A 16,277-nucleotide genomic window follows, 5' to 3' on the forward strand; every position below is an offset into this window, starting at 1 on the left:
CCGAACGCCGACAGTTTTTTCGTCCTGAAGCCGAATCAGCCATGATGGCGGCAGGCCAAGAGGCGCGCGGCCTGCGCCGGGTTCGTGATGAGAAATATGTAGTAATATCGTCGCTAAACGGTTTTACTTTCGTCTATCAAAATGGAGTTATCAGGTTGCTTATGTCGAACAGCGCAATGAGCGTGGTCATCCTCGCCGCGGGCAAGGGTACGCGCATGTATTCCGATCTTCCCAAAGTGTTGCATCCGTTGGCCGGTAAGCCGATGGTGCAGCACGTCATTGATGCCGCGATGAAACTGGGCGCGCAACATGTTCACCTGGTATACGGCCACGGCGGCGATTTATTGAAAAGCACGCTGACGGACGGCGCGCTGAACTGGGTGCTGCAGGCGGAGCAATTGGGCACCGGTCATGCAATGCAGCAGGCGGCGCCGCATTTTGCCGACGATGAAGACGTGCTGATGCTGTACGGTGACGTGCCTTTGATTTCCGTGGATACGCTGCAACGTCTGATTGCGGCCAAGCCGCAGGGCGGCATCGGTCTGCTGACGGTGAAACTGGACGATCCGAGCGGTTACGGCCGCATCGTGCGCGAGCAGGGCAACGTGGTGGGCATCGTTGAACACAAGGACGCCAGCGAGGCACAGCGTCAGATTAATGAGATCAATACCGGCATCCTGGTGGCGAACGGGCGCGATCTGAAGCGCTGGCTGGGGATGCTGAACAACGACAACGCACAGGGCGAGTTTTACATCACCGATATCATTGCGTTGGCCCATGCCGACGGCAAGAAAATCGAGGCTGTACACCCGTCGCGCCTGAGTGAAGTGGAAGGTGTGAACAACCGCCTGCAACTGGCGACCCTGGAACGCGTATTCCAGTCGGAACAGTCTGAAAAGCTGCTGTTGGCCGGCGTGATGCTGCTGGATCCGGCGCGTTTCGATTTGCGCGGGGAACTTGTTCACGGCCGCGACATCACTATTGATGCGAATGTGATTATCGAAGGTCACGTCAAGTTGGGCGATCGGGTGAAAATCGGCGCCGGCTGCGTGCTGAAAAACTGCGTAATCGGTGATGATTGCGAGATCAGTCCTTACAGCGTGCTGGAAGACAGCGTGCTGGAAGTCGGCTGCACCGTGGGGCCATTTGCCCGCCTGCGCCCAGGCGCGGAGCTGGCGGCAGGGGCCCACGTCGGCAACTTCGTGGAAATGAAAAAGGCGCGTCTGGGCAAAGGCTCCAAGGCCGGTCACCTCAGCTACCTGGGCGATGCCGAAATCGGCGATGACGTGAATATCGGCGCCGGCACCATCACCTGTAACTACGATGGCGCCAACAAGCACAAGACGCTGATCGGCGATGGGGTGTTCGTCGGTTCCGATACTCAGCTGGTGGCGCCGGTATCGGTCGGCAAAGGCTCCACCATCGCCGCAGGCACCACGGTGACGCGCGATATTGCCGAGAACGAATTGGTGCTGAGCCGCGTCAAGCAGGTGCACATTCAGGGCTGGCAACGTCCGGTGAAGAAGAAGTCATAGTGTGTTTTGCGTTGGGCTCTATTCACGAGCCCAATACAAAACATAATAACCCCCACCATCTACAGGCTCGGGGGATGCACGGTAAAAACCGGCAAAAATCAGGTCAAGGCATCGAAAGCGCCCATGAAGGGCGTTCATTAGGAATATAACTGATGTGTGGAATTGTAGGCGCAGTAGCGCAACGTGATATCGCAGAAATCCTGTTGGAAGGTTTACGTCGTCTTGAGTACCGCGGTTATGACTCCGCCGGTCTGGCGGTGGTCGATGAAAAAGGCAACGTCAGTCGCCTGCGTCGCGTAGGCAAGGTACAAAAACTGGCCGAAGCGGCGGAGCAAACCGATCTGCACGGCGGTACCGGCATCGCTCACACCCGCTGGGCAACGCACGGTGAACCGACCGAAGCGAACGCGCACCCGCATGTTTCCGACTACATTACCGTGGTGCATAACGGCATCATCGAAAACCACGAACCGCTGCGCGAGCTGCTGATCGAACGTGGTTACCGTTTCAGCTCCGAAACCGACACCGAAGTGATCGCGCACCTGGTGCACTGGGAACAGTTGCAGGGCGGTACGCTGCTGGAAGTGGTTCAGCGCGTGATCCCACAGCTGCGCGGCGCTTACGGCACCGTGGTGATGGACAGCCGCGATCCGAGCGTATTGGTCGCGGCGCGCTCCGGCAGCCCGCTGGTTATCGGCCGCGGCGTTGGGGAAAACTTCATCGCCTCCGATCAGCTGGCGCTGCTGCCGGTCACCCGCCGCTTCATCTTCCTGGAAGAAGGCGACGTGGTGGAAGTGACTCGCCGCACCGTCAACATCTTCGACAAGCAGGGCAACGCCATCGAGCGTCCTGAGATCGAATCCCAGGTGCAGTATGACGCCGGCGACAAGGGCGCTTACCGTCACTACATGCAAAAAGAGATCTACGAACAGCCGCTGGCGCTGAAAAACACCCTGGAAGGGCGTTTCAGCCATGGCCAAATCAACCTGAGCGAGCTGGGCCCGCACGCCGACGAGCTGCTGGCCAAGGTGCAACACGTGCAGATCATCGCCTGTGGGACTTCTTACCACTCCGGGATGGTGGCGCGCTACTGGTTTGAAGCGTTGGCCGGCGTGCCGTGCGACGTCGAGATCGCGTCCGAATTCCGTTACCGCAAATCGGCGGTGCGTCCGGGTAGCCTGATCATCACCCTGTCGCAGTCCGGCGAAACCGCCGACACGTTAGCGGCGCTGCGCCTGTCCAAAGAGCTGGGTTATCTTGGTTCGCTGGCCGTTTGTAACGTTGCGGGCTCTTCGCTGGTGCGTGAATCCGATCTGGCGTTGATGACCAAAGCGGGCACGGAAATCGGCGTAGCCTCGACCAAAGCCTTCACCACCCAGCTTACCGTGCTGTTGATGCTGGTGGCGCGCCTGGGCCGCCTGAAAGGCATGGCGGAAAGCGTGGAGCAGGAGATCGTGCACGGCCTGCAGGCGCTGCCGGCGCGTATCGAGCAGATGCTGTCGATGGATAAAGAGATCGAAGCGCTGGCGGAAGGCTTCTCCGACAAGCACCATGCGCTGTTCCTCGGCCGCGGCGATCAGTATCCGATCGCCATGGAAGGGGCGCTGAAGCTGAAAGAGATCTCCTATATTCACGCCGAAGCCTATGCGGCGGGTGAGTTGAAACACGGCCCGCTGGCGCTGATCGACGCCGATATGCCGGTGATCGTGGTGGCGCCAAACAACGAACTGCTGGAAAAGCTGAAGTCCAACATTGAAGAAGTGCGCGCGCGCGGCGGCCAGCTGTACGTGTTCGCCGATCAGGACGCCGGCTTTGTCAGCAGCGAAGGTATGACCATCATTCCTCTGCCGCACGTCGAGGAAATCGTCGCGCCGATCTTCTACACCGTGCCGTTGCAGCTGCTGTCTTACCACGTGGCGCTGATCAAAGGCACCGACGTTGACCAGCCACGCAACCTGGCGAAGTCTGTCACCGTAGAGTAATTTGCCGCAGGTAAACTGCAAAAGCCGGCCTTCGCGCCGGCTTTTTTCATGAGCGGCCTTAAAGATGACAGCGCGACCGATTCGGCGATAAACGTTGTCATATTCAAGCGGATAGGCCGCGCCAAAACGGTTTTTTTATTGCTTGGCAAATGTGCTGTTTCACAACTAACTTTTTGATTTATAGATAAAACAATACCCATCAAACGCACTGTAATATAACTGTCATATTGCGTACATTTTTCTGTCACCAAACTGTCCTATTTTCCCTCCTGCAGCAATACTTACTCTGATTAAAACGACTCGAAGTCGATTTTAAGTATCCCATTAGGAGGGATTATGAAACTGATGCGTACCACCGTCGCCAGTATTGTGGCAGCGACCTTCTCCCTGACCGCCGTGTCCGCGTTCGCTGCTGCCAGCCTGACCGGTGCAGGTGCGACATTCCCCGCTCCGGTTTACGCCAAGTGGGCAGATTCTTATCAGAAAGAAACCGGCAACAAAGTTAACTATCAGGGCATCGGCTCCTCTGGCGGCGTGAAGCAAATCGTGGCCAACACCGTTGACTTTGGCGCTTCCGATGCTCCGCTGTCTGACGACAAACTGGCGGCCGATGGCCTGTTCCAGTTCCCGACCGTGATCGGCGGCGTGGTACTGGCGGTGAATATCCCGGGCATCAAATCCGGCGAACTGACGCTGGACGGTAAAACCCTGGGCGATATCTACCTGGGCAACGTCAAAAAGTGGAACGATCCGGCTATCACCAAGCTGAACCCTGGCGTGAAACTGCCTGACCAGAACATCGCCGTAGTGCGCCGCGCCGACGGTTCCGGCACCTCGTTCGTGTTTACCAGCTACCTGTCCAAGGCCAACGCGCAGTGGAAAGAGAAGATTGGCGCCGGTTCTACCGTTAACTGGCCGACCGGTCTGGGCGGCAAAGGCAACGACGGCATCGCCGCCTTCGTTCAGCGTCTGCCTGGCTCTATCGGCTACGTAGAATACGCTTACGCCAAACAGAACAACCTGGCTTACACCAAGCTGGTATCCGCCGACGGCAAACCGGTTAGCCCGACCGAAGAGAGCTTCAGCAACGCCGCCAAAGGCGTGGATTGGAGCAAGACCTTCGCTCAGGATCTGACTGACCAGAAAGGCGACAACGTGTGGCCAATCACCTCCACCACCTTCATTTTGGTGCACAAAGAGCAGAAAAACCCTGCTCAGGGTGCCGAAGTGCTGAAGTTCTTCGACTGGGCTTATAAAACCGGCGCCAAGCAGGCGAACGAGCTGGATTACGCCACCCTGCCGACAGAAGTGGTTGAGCAGGTGCGCGCGGCCTGGAAAACCAACGTAAAAGACAGTTCAGGTAAAGCGCTGTACTAACAACGCAGGGGCGCGGGTTCGCCGCGCCCCACACAGTTCTTCAGGCTCCGATCCCGGTTGGGGCTGCCAGGGTTCAAACAGAGAGTAATCTATGGCTGAGTACAAGCCGACCATCAAAGCACCGGGCAAAAACGGTGACATCATTTTCAGCGCGCTGGTGAGACTGGCTGCGCTGATTACCCTATTGTTGCTGGGCGGCATCATCGTTTCGCTGATCTTCGCCTCCTGGCCAAGCATGCAGAAATTCGGCTTCGCCTTCCTGTGGACCAAAGAGTGGGATGCGCCGGCGGAGCAGTTCGGCGCGCTGGTGCCGATCTACGGTACCGTGGTCACCTCGCTCATCGCGCTGATCATCGCCGTGCCGGTGAGTTTCGGCATCGCGCTGTTCCTGACCGAACTGGCGCCGAACTGGTTGAAGCGGCCGCTGGGCATCGCCATTGAGCTGCTGGCGGCCATCCCAAGCATCGTCTACGGCATGTGGGGCCTGTTTGTGTTCGCCCCGCTGTTCGCCGAATACTTCCAGACGCCGGTGGGCGACGTGCTGTCGGGCATTCCTATCGTCGGCGAGCTGTTCTCCGGCCCGGCCTTCGGCATCGGTATCCTGGCTGCCGGGGTGATCCTGGCGATCATGATCATTCCTTACATCGCTGCGGTGATGCGCGACGTGTTCGAACAGACGCCGGTAATGATGAAAGAGTCGGCCTACGGCATCGGCTGCACCACTTGGGAAGTCATCTGGCGCATCGTGTTGCCGTTCACCAAAAACGGCGTCATCGGCGGCGTGATGCTGGGCCTGGGCCGTGCGCTGGGGGAAACCATGGCGGTGACCTTTATCATCGGCAACACCTACCAGCTCGACAGCGCTTCGCTGTACATGCCGGGCAACAGCATCACCTCGGCGCTGGCCAACGAATTCGCCGAAGCTGAGTCCGGCGTGCACACCGCCGCGTTGATGGAGCTGGGCCTGATTCTGTTTGTTATCACCTTTATCGTGCTGGCGCTGTCGAAACTGATGATCATGCGTCTGGCCAAGAATGAGGGGCGTTAACATGGCGACGATGGATATGCAAAACGCAGTCGTTCTGGCGGAAAGCCGCCGCAAAATGCAGGCCTGGCGCCGGCAGAAAAACCGCCTCGCGCTGTTCCTGTCGATGGCGACCATGGCGTTCGGGCTGTTCTGGCTGATCTGGATCCTGATCGCCACCGTGACCAAAGGCTTCGACGGCATGTCGCTGGCGCTGTTCACCGAGATGACCCCGCCGCCGAACACCGCGGGCGGCGGCCTGGCCAACGCCATCGCCGGCAGCGGCCTGTTGATCCTGTGGGCGACCCTCTTCGGTACGCCGCTGGGCATCATGGCCGGCATCTACCTGGCGGAATACGGCCGTAAATCCTGGCTGGCGGAAGTGATCCGCTTTATCAACGACATTCTGCTGTCCGCACCGTCGATCGTGGTGGGCCTGTTCGTTTACACCATCGTGGTGGCGAAGATGGAACACTTCTCCGGCTGGGCCGGCATCGTGGCGCTGGCGCTGCTGCAGGTGCCGATCGTCATTCGCACCACCGAGAACATGCTGAAACTGGTGCCGGATACGCTGCGCGAGGCCGCTTATGCCCTGGGCACGCCGAAATGGCGCATGATTTCCGCCATCACGCTGAAGGCGTCGGTGTCCGGCATCATCACCGGCGTGCTGCTGGCGATTGCGCGCATCGCGGGGGAAACCGCACCGCTGCTGTTCACTTCGCTGTCGAACCAGTTCTGGAGCACCGACCTGATGCAGCCGATCGCCAACCTGCCGGTGACCATCTTCAAATTCGCCATGAGCCCGTTCGCCGAATGGCAACAGCTGGCCTGGGCCGGGGTGCTGTTGATCACCCTGTGCGTACTGTTACTGAATATCCTGGCGCGCGTGGTTTTCGCCAAGAAAAAGCATTCATAAAATTTTGAGCGCCGCTTTGGCGGCGCTGATGAAAAGAGAGAAGTCTTGATGAGTATGGTTACTGACGCTTCCAGCAGCAAAATTCAGGTACGCGATCTGAACTTTTACTATGGCAAATTCCATGCGCTGAAGAACATCACGCTGGATATCGCCAAGAACAAGGTCACCGCGTTTATCGGCCCGTCCGGCTGCGGCAAATCTACCCTGCTGCGCACCTTCAACAAGATGTACCAGCTGTACCCGGAACAGCGTGCGGAAGGCGGCATCCTGCTGGACGGCCAGAACATCCTGACCGACAACTCGGATATCGCACTGCTGCGCGCCAAGGTCGGCATGGTGTTCCAGAAGCCGACGCCGTTCCCGATGTCGATTTATGACAACATCGCCTTCGGCGTTCGCCTGTTTGAAAAGCTGTCGCGTGCCGATATGGACGAGCGCGTACAGTGGGCGCTGACCAAAGCGGCGCTGTGGAATGAAACCAAGGACAAGCTGCACCAGAGCGGCTACAGCCTCTCCGGCGGCCAGCAGCAGCGTCTGTGCATCGCCCGCGGCATCGCCATTCGTCCGGAAGTGCTGTTGCTGGATGAGCCTTGCTCGGCACTGGATCCGATCTCCACCGGCAAGATTGAAGAGCTGATCAGCGAGCTGAAGGCTGATTACACCGTGGTGATCGTGACGCACAACATGCAGCAGGCGGCGCGCTGCTCCGACTCTACCGCATTTATGTATCTGGGCGAGCTGATCGAGTTCAGTGATACTGATAACCTGTTCACTGCGCCGCAGAAAAAGCAGACTGAAGACTACATCACTGGCCGTTATGGTTGATAGGAAGCATCATGGATAACCTGAATTTAAACAAACACATTTCCGGCCAGTTCAACGCAGAGCTCGAGCATATCCGCACTCAGGTGCTGACCATGGGCGGGCTGGTGGAGCAGCAGCTGACCGACGCCATCACCGCGATGCACAATCAGGATGGCGAGCTGGCCAAGCGCGTGATCGAAGGCGACGCCAAGGTCAACATGATGGAAGTGGCGATCGACGAAGCCTGCGTGCGCATTATCGCCAAGCGCCAGCCGACCGCCAGCGATCTGCGTCTGGTGATGGCGATCATCAAAACCATTTCCGAGCTGGAGCGCATCGGCGACGTGGCGGACAAGATCTGCCGCACCGCGCTGGAGAAGTTCTCGCACCAGCACCAGCCGCTGCTGGTCAGCCTGGAGTCGCTGGGGCGCCACACCGTGCAGATGCTGCACGACGTGCTGGACGCGTTCGCGCGCATGGATCTGGACGAGGCGATCCGTATTTACCGGGAAGATAAAAAGGTCGACCAGGAATACGAAGGCATCGTGCGTCAGCTGATGACCTACATGATGGAAGATTCGCGCACCATTCCGAGCGTGCTGACCGCGCTGTTCTGCGCCCGTTCTATCGAGCGTATCGGCGACCGCTGCCAGAACATCTGCGAATTTATCTTCTATTTCGTCAAAGGGCAGGATTTCCGTCATTTGGGTGGCGATGCCCTGGAAAAGCTGCTCTCCCCGGGCGGTAAAGACGACAAAGCCGACTAACCCTTTCCGGGTAATATCCTTCAAAGGCGCGGTTTCCCGCGCCTTTATTCCATCTTAAGCGCGTAAAGATAAAAAGGTTATAAATATAGCTTTTTATATTATTTCCTGACCTATGTGGCGCTTGCTAGCTTATCCGCCAGCAGGACATCAACCACTTAGGAGCTTTCTATGAAACATCGCGCTTTGGCCTTAACGTTGTTAGCCAGTCTGACCGGCCTCGCCGCCGGTGCCGCGCACGCGGACAAACTTGACGATATCAAGCAAGCCGGCGTGGTGCGCATCGCGGTGTTCGACAGCAACCCGCCGTTCGGCTACATCGATCCGCAGAGCAAGAAGCTGGTGGGCTACGATGTGGATGTCGCCGACGCGATCGGCAAAGCGCTGGGGGTGAAAGTGGAGCTGCGCGCCACCAACCCGGCCAACCGCATTCCGCTGCTGGTGTCGAAGAAGGTTGACCTGATTGCCGCCAACTTCACCATTACCGACGAGCGCGCCAAGGAAGTGAACTTCAGCGTGCCGTACTTCGCTACTGGCCAGAAATTCATCGCCCGCAAAGGCGTGTTGAAAACGCCGGAAGACATCAAGAAGCTGCGCATCGGCGCGGATAAGGGCACGGTGCAGGAAATCACCCTGCGCGAGCGTTTCCCGACGGCGAAAGTGATCTCCTACGATGATACCCCGCTGGCGTTCGTGGCGCTGCGTAACGGCAACGTGCAGGCGATCACTCAGGACGACGCCAAGCTGGTCGGCCTGCTCGGCAACCTGCCGGCGGCGCAAAAGGCGGAGTTTGAAATTTCGCCGTTCAGCCTGACCAAAGAGTATCAGGGCGTCGGCATTCCCAAGGGTGAAGATCGCCTGACCGCCGCGGTGAACGAGACGCTGATCAAGCTGGAAAAAGACGGCGAAGCGGTTAAGATTTACGATCGCTGGTTCGGGCCGGAAACCCAATCCGCTCAACCGCGCGGCGATTTCAAAATCGCGCCTTTGGATCAGCAACCAAAAGCCTGACTTAACCGCTTGCGGTGAGATAGGCACGGAGGGGCGCAGCTTGCTGCGCCCCTGATGCATTCTGCAAGACAAGGATTGAACATGAACCTGGACTGGCTGCTGGCGCCGCAATACCTGAGCTGGCTGTGGCATGGCTTTCTGCTGACGCTGTGGCTTTCCGCCTGCGCGGGCCTGGCGGCCACGTTGCTGGGCCTTGTGCTGGCGGCGATGCGCGACAGCAGCCTGCGGCCGTTGCGTTGGCTGGCGATGGGGTACAGCTCGCTGTTTCGCAATACGCCGCTGCTGGTGCAGCTGTTCTTCTGGTACTTCGCCGCCGGGCAGATCCTGCCGTCCGCCGCCATGCAGTGGCTGAACAGCTCACATCAGGTCGGCCCGCTTGAGTGGCCGTCGTTCGAGTTTCTCGCCGGTTTCTTTGGCCTGACGCTCTACTCCACCGCCTTTATCGCCGAAGAGATCCGCTCCGGCATTCGCGGCGTCGCCGGCGGGCAGAAATATGCCGCTCAGGCGCTGGGACTGACCGGCTGGCAGGCGATGCGCTACGTGGTGTTGCCGCAGGCGCTGAAAATCGCGCTGCCGCCGCTGCTGGGGCAATACATGAACGTGATCAAGAACTCGTCGCTGACCATGGCGATCGGCGTTGCCGAACTCTCTTACGCCTCGCGTCAGGTCGAAACCGAAACCCTGCGCACCTTCCAGGCGTTCGGCGTGGCGACGGTGCTGTATATCGCCATCATCGCGCTGCTGGAAGGTTGGGGCATGTGGCGACAACAGCGTAAACCGCTGGGAGGACATTGAGATGGATTTCAGCGTGATTCACGACAACCTGGGTTACCTGCTGTGGGGCACCTGGCCGGACGGGCCGCTGGGTGGCGCGGCGCTGACGTTGGCGATCAGCCTGATGGCCGGCGTGGCCTCGGCGGTGCTCGGCACCTTACTCGGCGTGGCGCTGGCGATGTCGCGCGGCGTCGCCGCCGGATTGCTGGCGGCGGTGCTGGGCTTTTTCCGCGCCATTCCGGTCATCATGCTGATCTTCTGGACCTATTTCCTTCTGCCGATGGTGTTTGGCGTCGAGATCCCGGAAATCACTACCGTGGTGTGCGCGCTGGCGCTGATCGCCTCGGCCTATTTGGCCCATGCAGTGAAGGCCGGCATTGCCGCGATCGGCCCCGGCCAGTGGCAGGCTGGGCTTTCTCTGGGGCTGACGCGCTGGCAGACGCTGCGCATGATCGTGCTGCCGCAGGCGCTGCGCATGATGGTGCCGTCGTTCATCAACCAGTGGATTTCTCTGATCAAAGACACCTCGTTGGCTTATATCGTCGGCGTTGGCGAATTGACCTTCCTGGCGACCCAGGTCAACAACCGCAGCATGGTCTATCCGATGGAAGTGTTCCTGTTTGTGGCGCTGGTTTATTTCGTGTTCTGCCTGGCGCTCGATCTGTTGGCCAACGCGGTCAACCGCCGCTTCGGCGCGCAAACCCGCGCGCTGAAACGGTCCTGGCGCTGGTGGCGCAACAAGCCGCCGTTGCCGGCCAGTTAATCGGCCGTGAGCCGCCAGCCTCGTTCGCGCCACAGCGCGGGCAGTTGGGCCAGGTCGTCAAACGTGGTCACCAGCGGGTGGTCAATCGGCGGGTTATGCGGATCGGCGCAGAAGTAAAAGACCGGGATGCCGGCATGGATGCCGGCCTGCGCGCCGGCGGGCGAATCGTCCACCAGGATGCAGCGCGTCACCGGCACCTGCATCTGTTCGGCGGCGTGAAACACGATCGCCGGATCCGGCTTCCAGCGCTGAATGTCATAGCCGCTGAATAACCGGTCATCAAAATAAGGCAGCATGCCGGTCAGGCCGAGCGAATGCTGCATCTTGCTGACCGGCCCGTTGGAGACGGTGCAGACAGGCACCGTTATCTGCGCCAGCAGCTCACGGGCGCCGGCAATCTGTTGCAGTTCGCTGTCGAACAACCGCGCCACTTCCTGCCGATACAGCGGCTCCAGTGTCTCTTTGGCCAGGTCAGTGCCCTGCTCGGCGTTGACCCGATCGATGATCTCGTACAGCTTCACCCCTTTGTATTTCTTGAATACCTCTTCCAGCGACAGATGAATGCCGTAGTGGGCGAACATGTGCACATAGGCTTTGCTGCACAGCACTTCGCTGTCTACCAGCGTGCCATCGCAGTCGAACAAAATGCAGTCAATCTGATTCATGCGGGACAGGTTCCTTCGGGTTAACGCCGCTGAGGCCGCTCAGCGATCACTTGATCAGGTTACGCGCCTTGAGATCGTGCAAAATCAGCGCGGCGACGTGTGAGCACTGCGGCAGATCGCGACTGTCGCACCACTTCAGCTCGGCGATTTCGGCGGCCGGCTGCAGCTGCCCGGTAAAGTCGGCCTGGTAGCAGCGAATGCGCACCTGGGTGCCGTCCTGCTTGCCGTCCGCCGGGCCGGTGAATTCGCCGTAAAACGCGATGGATTGCGACAGCAGCGCAACGGTCAGCTCTTCGTCGATTTCGCGGCACAGCGCCTGTTCGTCGGTTTCGCCCGCTTCGCGCTTTCCGCCCGGCATATAAAACAGCGTCTTATTGTGTGAGCGCACCAGCGCCACTTTGTCATCTTTCAGCGCGATCAACGCCAGCTTATCGATAAAGGTCGAAGACATGCGGGCTCCTGTTTTTAACGGATAGGGATAGAGGGGCGATAGGCCATTTTATCGGCCGTGCCGGCAAACGGCAACGCAGCGGGCGGCAAGGGGGATGAATGCCTGTAAATACAAGCCGTTGATGCGTTTAGCCGTAAAGACGGCGAAAAAAACCTGTGACCGACATCAAAAGCCCCACTTTTTGTTATAGGATAGCCGGCGACTGTCCATTCCCATTTTCGGAATTCTGATAATGACCAAACCAGTATCTGGCCTTGACGCTGAGCAAGGCTTGCTTGGGCGCGTGTTTAAACTCAAGCAACATGGCACGACGGCGCGTACGGAAACGATTGCCGGTATCACCACCTTTCTCACCATGGTGTATATCGTGTTCGTTAACCCGCAAATTTTGGGCGCGGCGGGCATGGATACCCAGGCGGTATTTGTCACCACCTGTTTGATCGCCGCCTTCGGCAGCATCTTTATGGGCCTGCTGGCGAACCTGCCGGTGGCGCTGGCGCCGGCGATGGGCCTGAACGCCTTCTTCGCCTTCGTGGTGGTTGGCGCGATGGGCATCTCCTGGCAGGTGGGCATGGGCGCCATCTTCTGGGGGGCGGTCGGCCTGCTGTTGCTGACCATTTTCCGCATTCGCTATTGGATGATCGCTAACATTCCGGTCAGCCTGCGGGTCGGCATTACCAGCGGCATCGGTCTGTTCATCGGCATGATGGGGCTGAAAAACGCCGGCATCGTAGTGGCTAACCCGGACACGCTGGTGACCATCGGCAGCCTGACCTCGCACAACGTGCTGCTGGGGGCGCTCGGCTTCTTCATCATCGCCGTGCTCTCTTCGCGTAACTTCCACGCGGCGGTGCTGGTATCGATCGTGGTCACTACCCTGATCGGCTGGATGCTGGGCGACGTGAAATACGGCGGCCTGTTCTCCTTGCCGCCGAGCATCACCTCGGTAGTGGGCCAGGTCGACGTGGCCGGCGCGCTGAACATCGGGCTGGCCGGGGTCATCTTCTCGTTTATGCTGGTGAACCTGTTCGACTCCTCCGGCACCCTGATCGGCGTCACCGATAAAGCCGGTTTGACCGACAATCAGGGCAAGTTCCCGCGCATGAAGCAGGCGCTGTACGTTGACAGCATCAGCTCGGTGGCCGGTTCGCTGGCGGGCACTTCTTCCGTGACCGCTTACATCGAAAGCTCATCCGGCGTCGCCGTGGGCGGCCGCACCGGTTTGACGGCAGTGGTCACCGGCCTGCTGTTCCTGCTGGTGATCTTCCTGTCGCCGCTGGCGGGTATGGTGCCGGCGTATGCCGCCGCTGGCGCGCTGATCTACGTCGGCGTGCTGATGACCTCCAGCCTGGCGCGGGTGAAATGGGACGATCTGACCGAAGCGGTACCGGCGTTTGTCACCGCGGTGATGATGCCGTTCAGCTTCTCGATCACCGAAGGCATTGCGCTCGGCTTTATCTCCTACTGCGTGATGAAGCTCGGCACCGGCCGCTGGCGTGAAATCAGCCCGTGCGTGGTGGTCGTGGCGCTGCTGTTCGTGCTGAAGATCGTCTTCGTCGACGGCCATTGACAGCCAAAGGGCCGACGTCCGTCGGCCCTGAAACCCTAGACTCCCGGCGTCGCATCCGGCGCCCGATCCAGCACCCATTGCAATGGCCGCCTGAAGCGCGCCTGCCAACTGCCGGCGGCATCCTCCCCCTGGGCGAAGTGCAGCGTTTGCACCTGATTATCCTCTCCAAACAGATTGGCGAAGTGCAACGCCAGCGCCTGCTCGCTGAAGTTCTGCCGATCGTAATACGCCATCACGATTTTCTTTTGCGCCGCCAGCGACTGCTGGGCCGGCTTGATCTCCCCGTTGGGGGCGATCAGGAGCGCGCCGGCGTAAAACTGCGGGTACTTCGCGATCAGGTTGGCGGCGTGCAGTGCACCCTGGCCGCGGGCGCTGAGGTAAATCCGTTGGGTATTCAGCTTTAGCTGCGGAGCCAGCTGTTGCAGCGTACGCTGAATGGCGGTTTGGGTGCTCTCATCGCTGTAATTCGACCAGCGGAAGCTGTTTTCCGACAGCATCTGCGTGCCGTTGATCTCGATGTAGGCTACGCCCATTTCGCCGAACAGCAGCCGTTCTTCGGGGCTGATAGCGGCGGCTTTGCCGTAGGTATGCAGGAAGATCACCGTTGGCCAGCCTTCGGGCGGTGCTTCGCCGTCCGGCATCGCGTAGCTGGCTTTGCCTTCATAGCGGCGAGCGTGCTGCAGATAGCGCGCTTTGGTGGCGGCCAAAATGGATTGGTAGGTGGCGGAATGTTGAATGCTGTTGAAGGCGTCGTCCTCCAGCAGGTTGTAGTAGTACCACAGGCCGCGGTCGGCGCTCAGCTGCAGGTAGCGTTCCGCCAGCTCGGTTTGCCCTTTCTCTGCCGACGACACCGCCAACTGGTAGGGCGCCCAGACATTGCGGCCGTCTTCGCGCATCAGCGTCAGGTACAGCGACATGGCGCCCAGCTTTTTGTCTTCCTGGTTTTGCGCGGATCGCGACAGCTGGGCGTTGAGCGCACTGTGTGCCGGCAGCTCCAGCGGTTCTTCACCGGCGGGATAACGCATGTCTGCGGCGAAAGCGGGACTGGTGATGGAAACAAAAAATAACGCTAAAATGAAAAAATACATGATGCTATGGCTTTAATTTTCAATGAATTGACGGACTTCATGTCCTGTTGCGGCGCCCGGTGGGCGCCGCGAGACGGTCACTCCACGCGGCGAATAAAATCGCTGAACGCGGACAGCTGGCCGGTCAGGAAGTCCAGCGTTCCCTGATCGCTCAGTTCACCGGCCTGTTCATCGACCTTGCTCTGGATCACGCCGCCCATAAACTCAGGCTTGTTCATTACCATCGCATCGAGGAATACCAGGATCTGGCGCAGATGGTATTGGCAGCGCGCGCCGCCGATCGGCCCCATCGAGCTGGTTTGAATGGCGACCGGCTTGCCGGCCAGCGGCTGATTCGGCAAGCGAGACAGCCAGTCGATGGCGTTCTTCAACCCGCCGGGCACGGAATAGTTATATTCAGGGGTGACGATGATCACGCCGTCGGCCTGGCGGATCTGTTCGGCGATCGCCTCGACAGCGGCAGGGAAGCCTTCACCCTGTTGCATGTCGGCGTCGTACAGTGGGATATCGCGGATGGAAGGTAGCGCTTCAATGGTGACGCCCTGCGGAGCCAGCCCTGGCAGGGCGCGGGCCACCATGGCGTTGTAAGAGCCTTTACGCAGGCTGCCGAGCAGAGTGACGATTTTTAAGGCTTGGTCTGACATGATGATTCTCCCTTTCGAATGAGCAGATTCAGCGTACAACATGGGCGAATAGTAGGCTAAAGCGCGGGTCGAGAATAGGCGATTGCTCAACATTTAGCTGTCTTTACAATTTAATCCAGCGACTCGAGCGGTAAAGACAGCGTTATCCGCTTTGCGCCGCGTTAACCGGGCGTCTTCAGGCCCGTCAGTTTAACGAAGCGCGAGGACGCCGCCGGGCTGCGCGGTGAGATTTCCCCGTCTTTGTGCAGTCCACCGCGCTCTTCGTAGCGCCAGCACAGCAGGCGATCCAGCCCAGGGCTGCCGGCGCAGGCCCAGCTCAGGTATTCGTCGGCGTCGCTCATCACCTGAACGTCCGGCGTGGCACTGGAGCGCAGGTGGCCGGAGAAGGGATGCAGACGCAGCGTAGACTGGCCGCTGTTACCGAGGCCGGAAATTTTCAGCACGCTTTGCCGGATGCTCCACAGCTGAGTTTCTGCCTCCAGCCGATCGTCCTGCGCACCGATCCAGGCACTTTCCGCCGGTGTCTGATGCGCGTGTTGCAGCGCGCTTTGCCGGGTGCCGCGCGCCCGCATCACTTCGATATCCAGTCCGACCTTGCCCTCGTCGCTAAGCAGTACGCCCACGGTGTTGCTGGCGTAGGCGAGGCTAAAATCGGGCAGCTGATGATCGGCGAAACAGGGGCGGCCGGTCGGCGTGGTGGCTATAGGGGGGAGCGTCGGCAAGCCGTATAGGTAGAACATCATTTCGGCGAGCAGAATGCGCCCTTGCAGGTAGCGCGTGCGGCGCTTAACGGAAAAGGTGCGGGTGGCGGCTATCACTTCGTCGGAGAGTCTCTGGGTATCCAGGACAGCGGAGGCCGGGGTCCATCGGGCAAAATGACACGCCATTGTTCACTCCATGACAGAGGGT

At 59.5% G+C, this 16,277-nt stretch carries 16 protein-coding genes; 11 read left to right on the forward strand and 5 right to left on the reverse strand.

Going from position 1 to position 16,277, the window contains the following annotated elements:
* The first annotated feature begins 161 nt into the window (after positions 1-161).
* The 10 genes from glmU (at position 162) to ACJ8J4_RS17135 (ending at position 10,950) form a co-directional block, all read left to right on the forward strand.
* A complete protein-coding gene (gene glmU / locus ACJ8J4_RS17090; protein ID WP_043140716.1) occupies positions 162-1,535 on the forward strand; it encodes a bifunctional UDP-N-acetylglucosamine diphosphorylase/glucosamine-1-phosphate N-acetyltransferase GlmU in 1,374 nt (457 codons plus the stop codon).
* A 152-nt stretch (positions 1,536-1,687) separates the two neighbouring features.
* Complete coding sequence (glmS, locus tag ACJ8J4_RS17095) at positions 1,688-3,517, forward strand: glutamine--fructose-6-phosphate transaminase (isomerizing) (RefSeq protein WP_043140722.1); 1,830 nt, start codon at positions 1,688-1,690, stop codon at positions 3,515-3,517.
* A 336-nt stretch (positions 3,518-3,853) separates the two neighbouring features.
* Positions 3,854-4,894 (forward strand): phosphate ABC transporter substrate-binding protein PstS, encoded by a 1,041-nt coding sequence (gene pstS, locus ACJ8J4_RS17100; RefSeq protein ID WP_043140725.1) that lies wholly within the window; start codon positions 3,854-3,856, stop codon positions 4,892-4,894.
* 91 nt (positions 4,895-4,985) lie between these two features.
* A complete protein-coding gene (pstC, locus tag ACJ8J4_RS17105) occupies positions 4,986-5,942 on the forward strand; it encodes a phosphate ABC transporter permease PstC (protein ID WP_016929615.1) in 957 nt (318 codons plus the stop codon).
* A 1-nt stretch (position 5,943) separates the two neighbouring features.
* Positions 5,944-6,834 carry a phosphate ABC transporter permease PstA gene (pstA, locus tag ACJ8J4_RS17110; RefSeq protein WP_025304746.1) on the forward strand — a complete coding sequence of 297 codons (891 nt, stop codon included), beginning with the start codon at positions 5,944-5,946 and terminating at the stop codon, positions 6,832-6,834.
* A gap of 54 nt (positions 6,835-6,888) precedes the next feature.
* Entirely contained in the window at positions 6,889-7,659 is a 771-nt protein-coding gene (gene pstB, locus ACJ8J4_RS17115; protein WP_016929614.1) for a phosphate ABC transporter ATP-binding protein PstB, read from the forward strand.
* An 11-nt stretch (positions 7,660-7,670) separates the two neighbouring features.
* Positions 7,671-8,405, forward strand: coding sequence for a phosphate signaling complex protein PhoU (gene phoU / locus ACJ8J4_RS17120; RefSeq protein WP_033636521.1), 735 nt, complete (start codon positions 7,671-7,673; stop codon positions 8,403-8,405).
* Between the two features lie 168 nt (positions 8,406-8,573).
* Complete coding sequence (locus ACJ8J4_RS17125) at positions 8,574-9,413, forward strand: ABC transporter substrate-binding protein (RefSeq protein ID WP_019455482.1); 840 nt, start codon at positions 8,574-8,576, stop codon at positions 9,411-9,413.
* Between the two features lie 81 nt (positions 9,414-9,494).
* On the forward strand, positions 9,495-10,208 hold the full coding sequence (locus ACJ8J4_RS17130; RefSeq protein WP_089196372.1) for an amino acid ABC transporter permease: 714 nt from the start codon (positions 9,495-9,497) through the stop codon (positions 10,206-10,208).
* A 1-nt stretch (position 10,209) separates the two neighbouring features.
* A complete protein-coding gene (locus tag ACJ8J4_RS17135; RefSeq protein ID WP_004933841.1) occupies positions 10,210-10,950 on the forward strand; it encodes an amino acid ABC transporter permease in 741 nt (246 codons plus the stop codon).
* Here the strand turns inward: ACJ8J4_RS17135 and yieH are convergent.
* Both yieH and ACJ8J4_RS17145 read right to left on the reverse strand, forming a co-directional pair.
* The gene (yieH, locus tag ACJ8J4_RS17140) at positions 10,947-11,615 is read right to left on the reverse strand and encodes a 6-phosphogluconate phosphatase (RefSeq protein WP_025304749.1); all 669 of its coding nucleotides are present in this window, start codon (positions 11,613-11,615) and stop codon (positions 10,947-10,949) included. The genes ACJ8J4_RS17135 and yieH overlap by 4 nt on opposite strands.
* Positions 11,616-11,661: 46 nt before the next feature.
* Positions 11,662-12,066 (reverse strand): NUDIX hydrolase, encoded by a 405-nt coding sequence (locus tag ACJ8J4_RS17145; RefSeq protein ID WP_016929609.1) that lies wholly within the window; start codon positions 12,064-12,066, stop codon positions 11,662-11,664.
* A 232-nt stretch (positions 12,067-12,298) separates the two neighbouring features.
* On the opposite strand from ACJ8J4_RS17145, the gene ACJ8J4_RS17150 reads away from it, so the two are divergent.
* On the forward strand, positions 12,299-13,636 hold the full coding sequence (locus tag ACJ8J4_RS17150) for an NCS2 family permease (RefSeq protein ID WP_004933851.1): 1,338 nt from the start codon (positions 12,299-12,301) through the stop codon (positions 13,634-13,636).
* 35 nt (positions 13,637-13,671) lie between these two features.
* Here ACJ8J4_RS17150 and ACJ8J4_RS17155 read toward each other — a convergent pair whose 3' ends face one another.
* The 3 genes from ACJ8J4_RS17155 to ACJ8J4_RS17165 form a co-directional block, all read right to left on the reverse strand.
* Positions 13,672-14,724, reverse strand: a complete 1,053-nt coding sequence (locus tag ACJ8J4_RS17155) for a hypothetical protein (protein WP_197759604.1) — start codon at positions 14,722-14,724, stop codon at positions 13,672-13,674.
* 77 nt (positions 14,725-14,801) lie between these two features.
* Positions 14,802-15,368, reverse strand: a complete 567-nt coding sequence (locus tag ACJ8J4_RS17160; RefSeq protein WP_025304752.1) for an NADPH-dependent FMN reductase — start codon at positions 15,366-15,368, stop codon at positions 14,802-14,804.
* 161 nt (positions 15,369-15,529) lie between these two features.
* Entirely contained in the window at positions 15,530-16,255 is a 726-nt protein-coding gene (locus tag ACJ8J4_RS17165) for a 4'-phosphopantetheinyl transferase family protein (protein ID WP_025304753.1), read from the reverse strand.
* Positions 16,256-16,277: the final 22 nt, after the last annotated feature.

The organism is Serratia sp. CY47280 (assembly GCF_052168655.1).
Taxonomy (GTDB): Bacteria; Pseudomonadota; Gammaproteobacteria; order Enterobacterales; family Enterobacteriaceae; genus Serratia; species Serratia bockelmannii.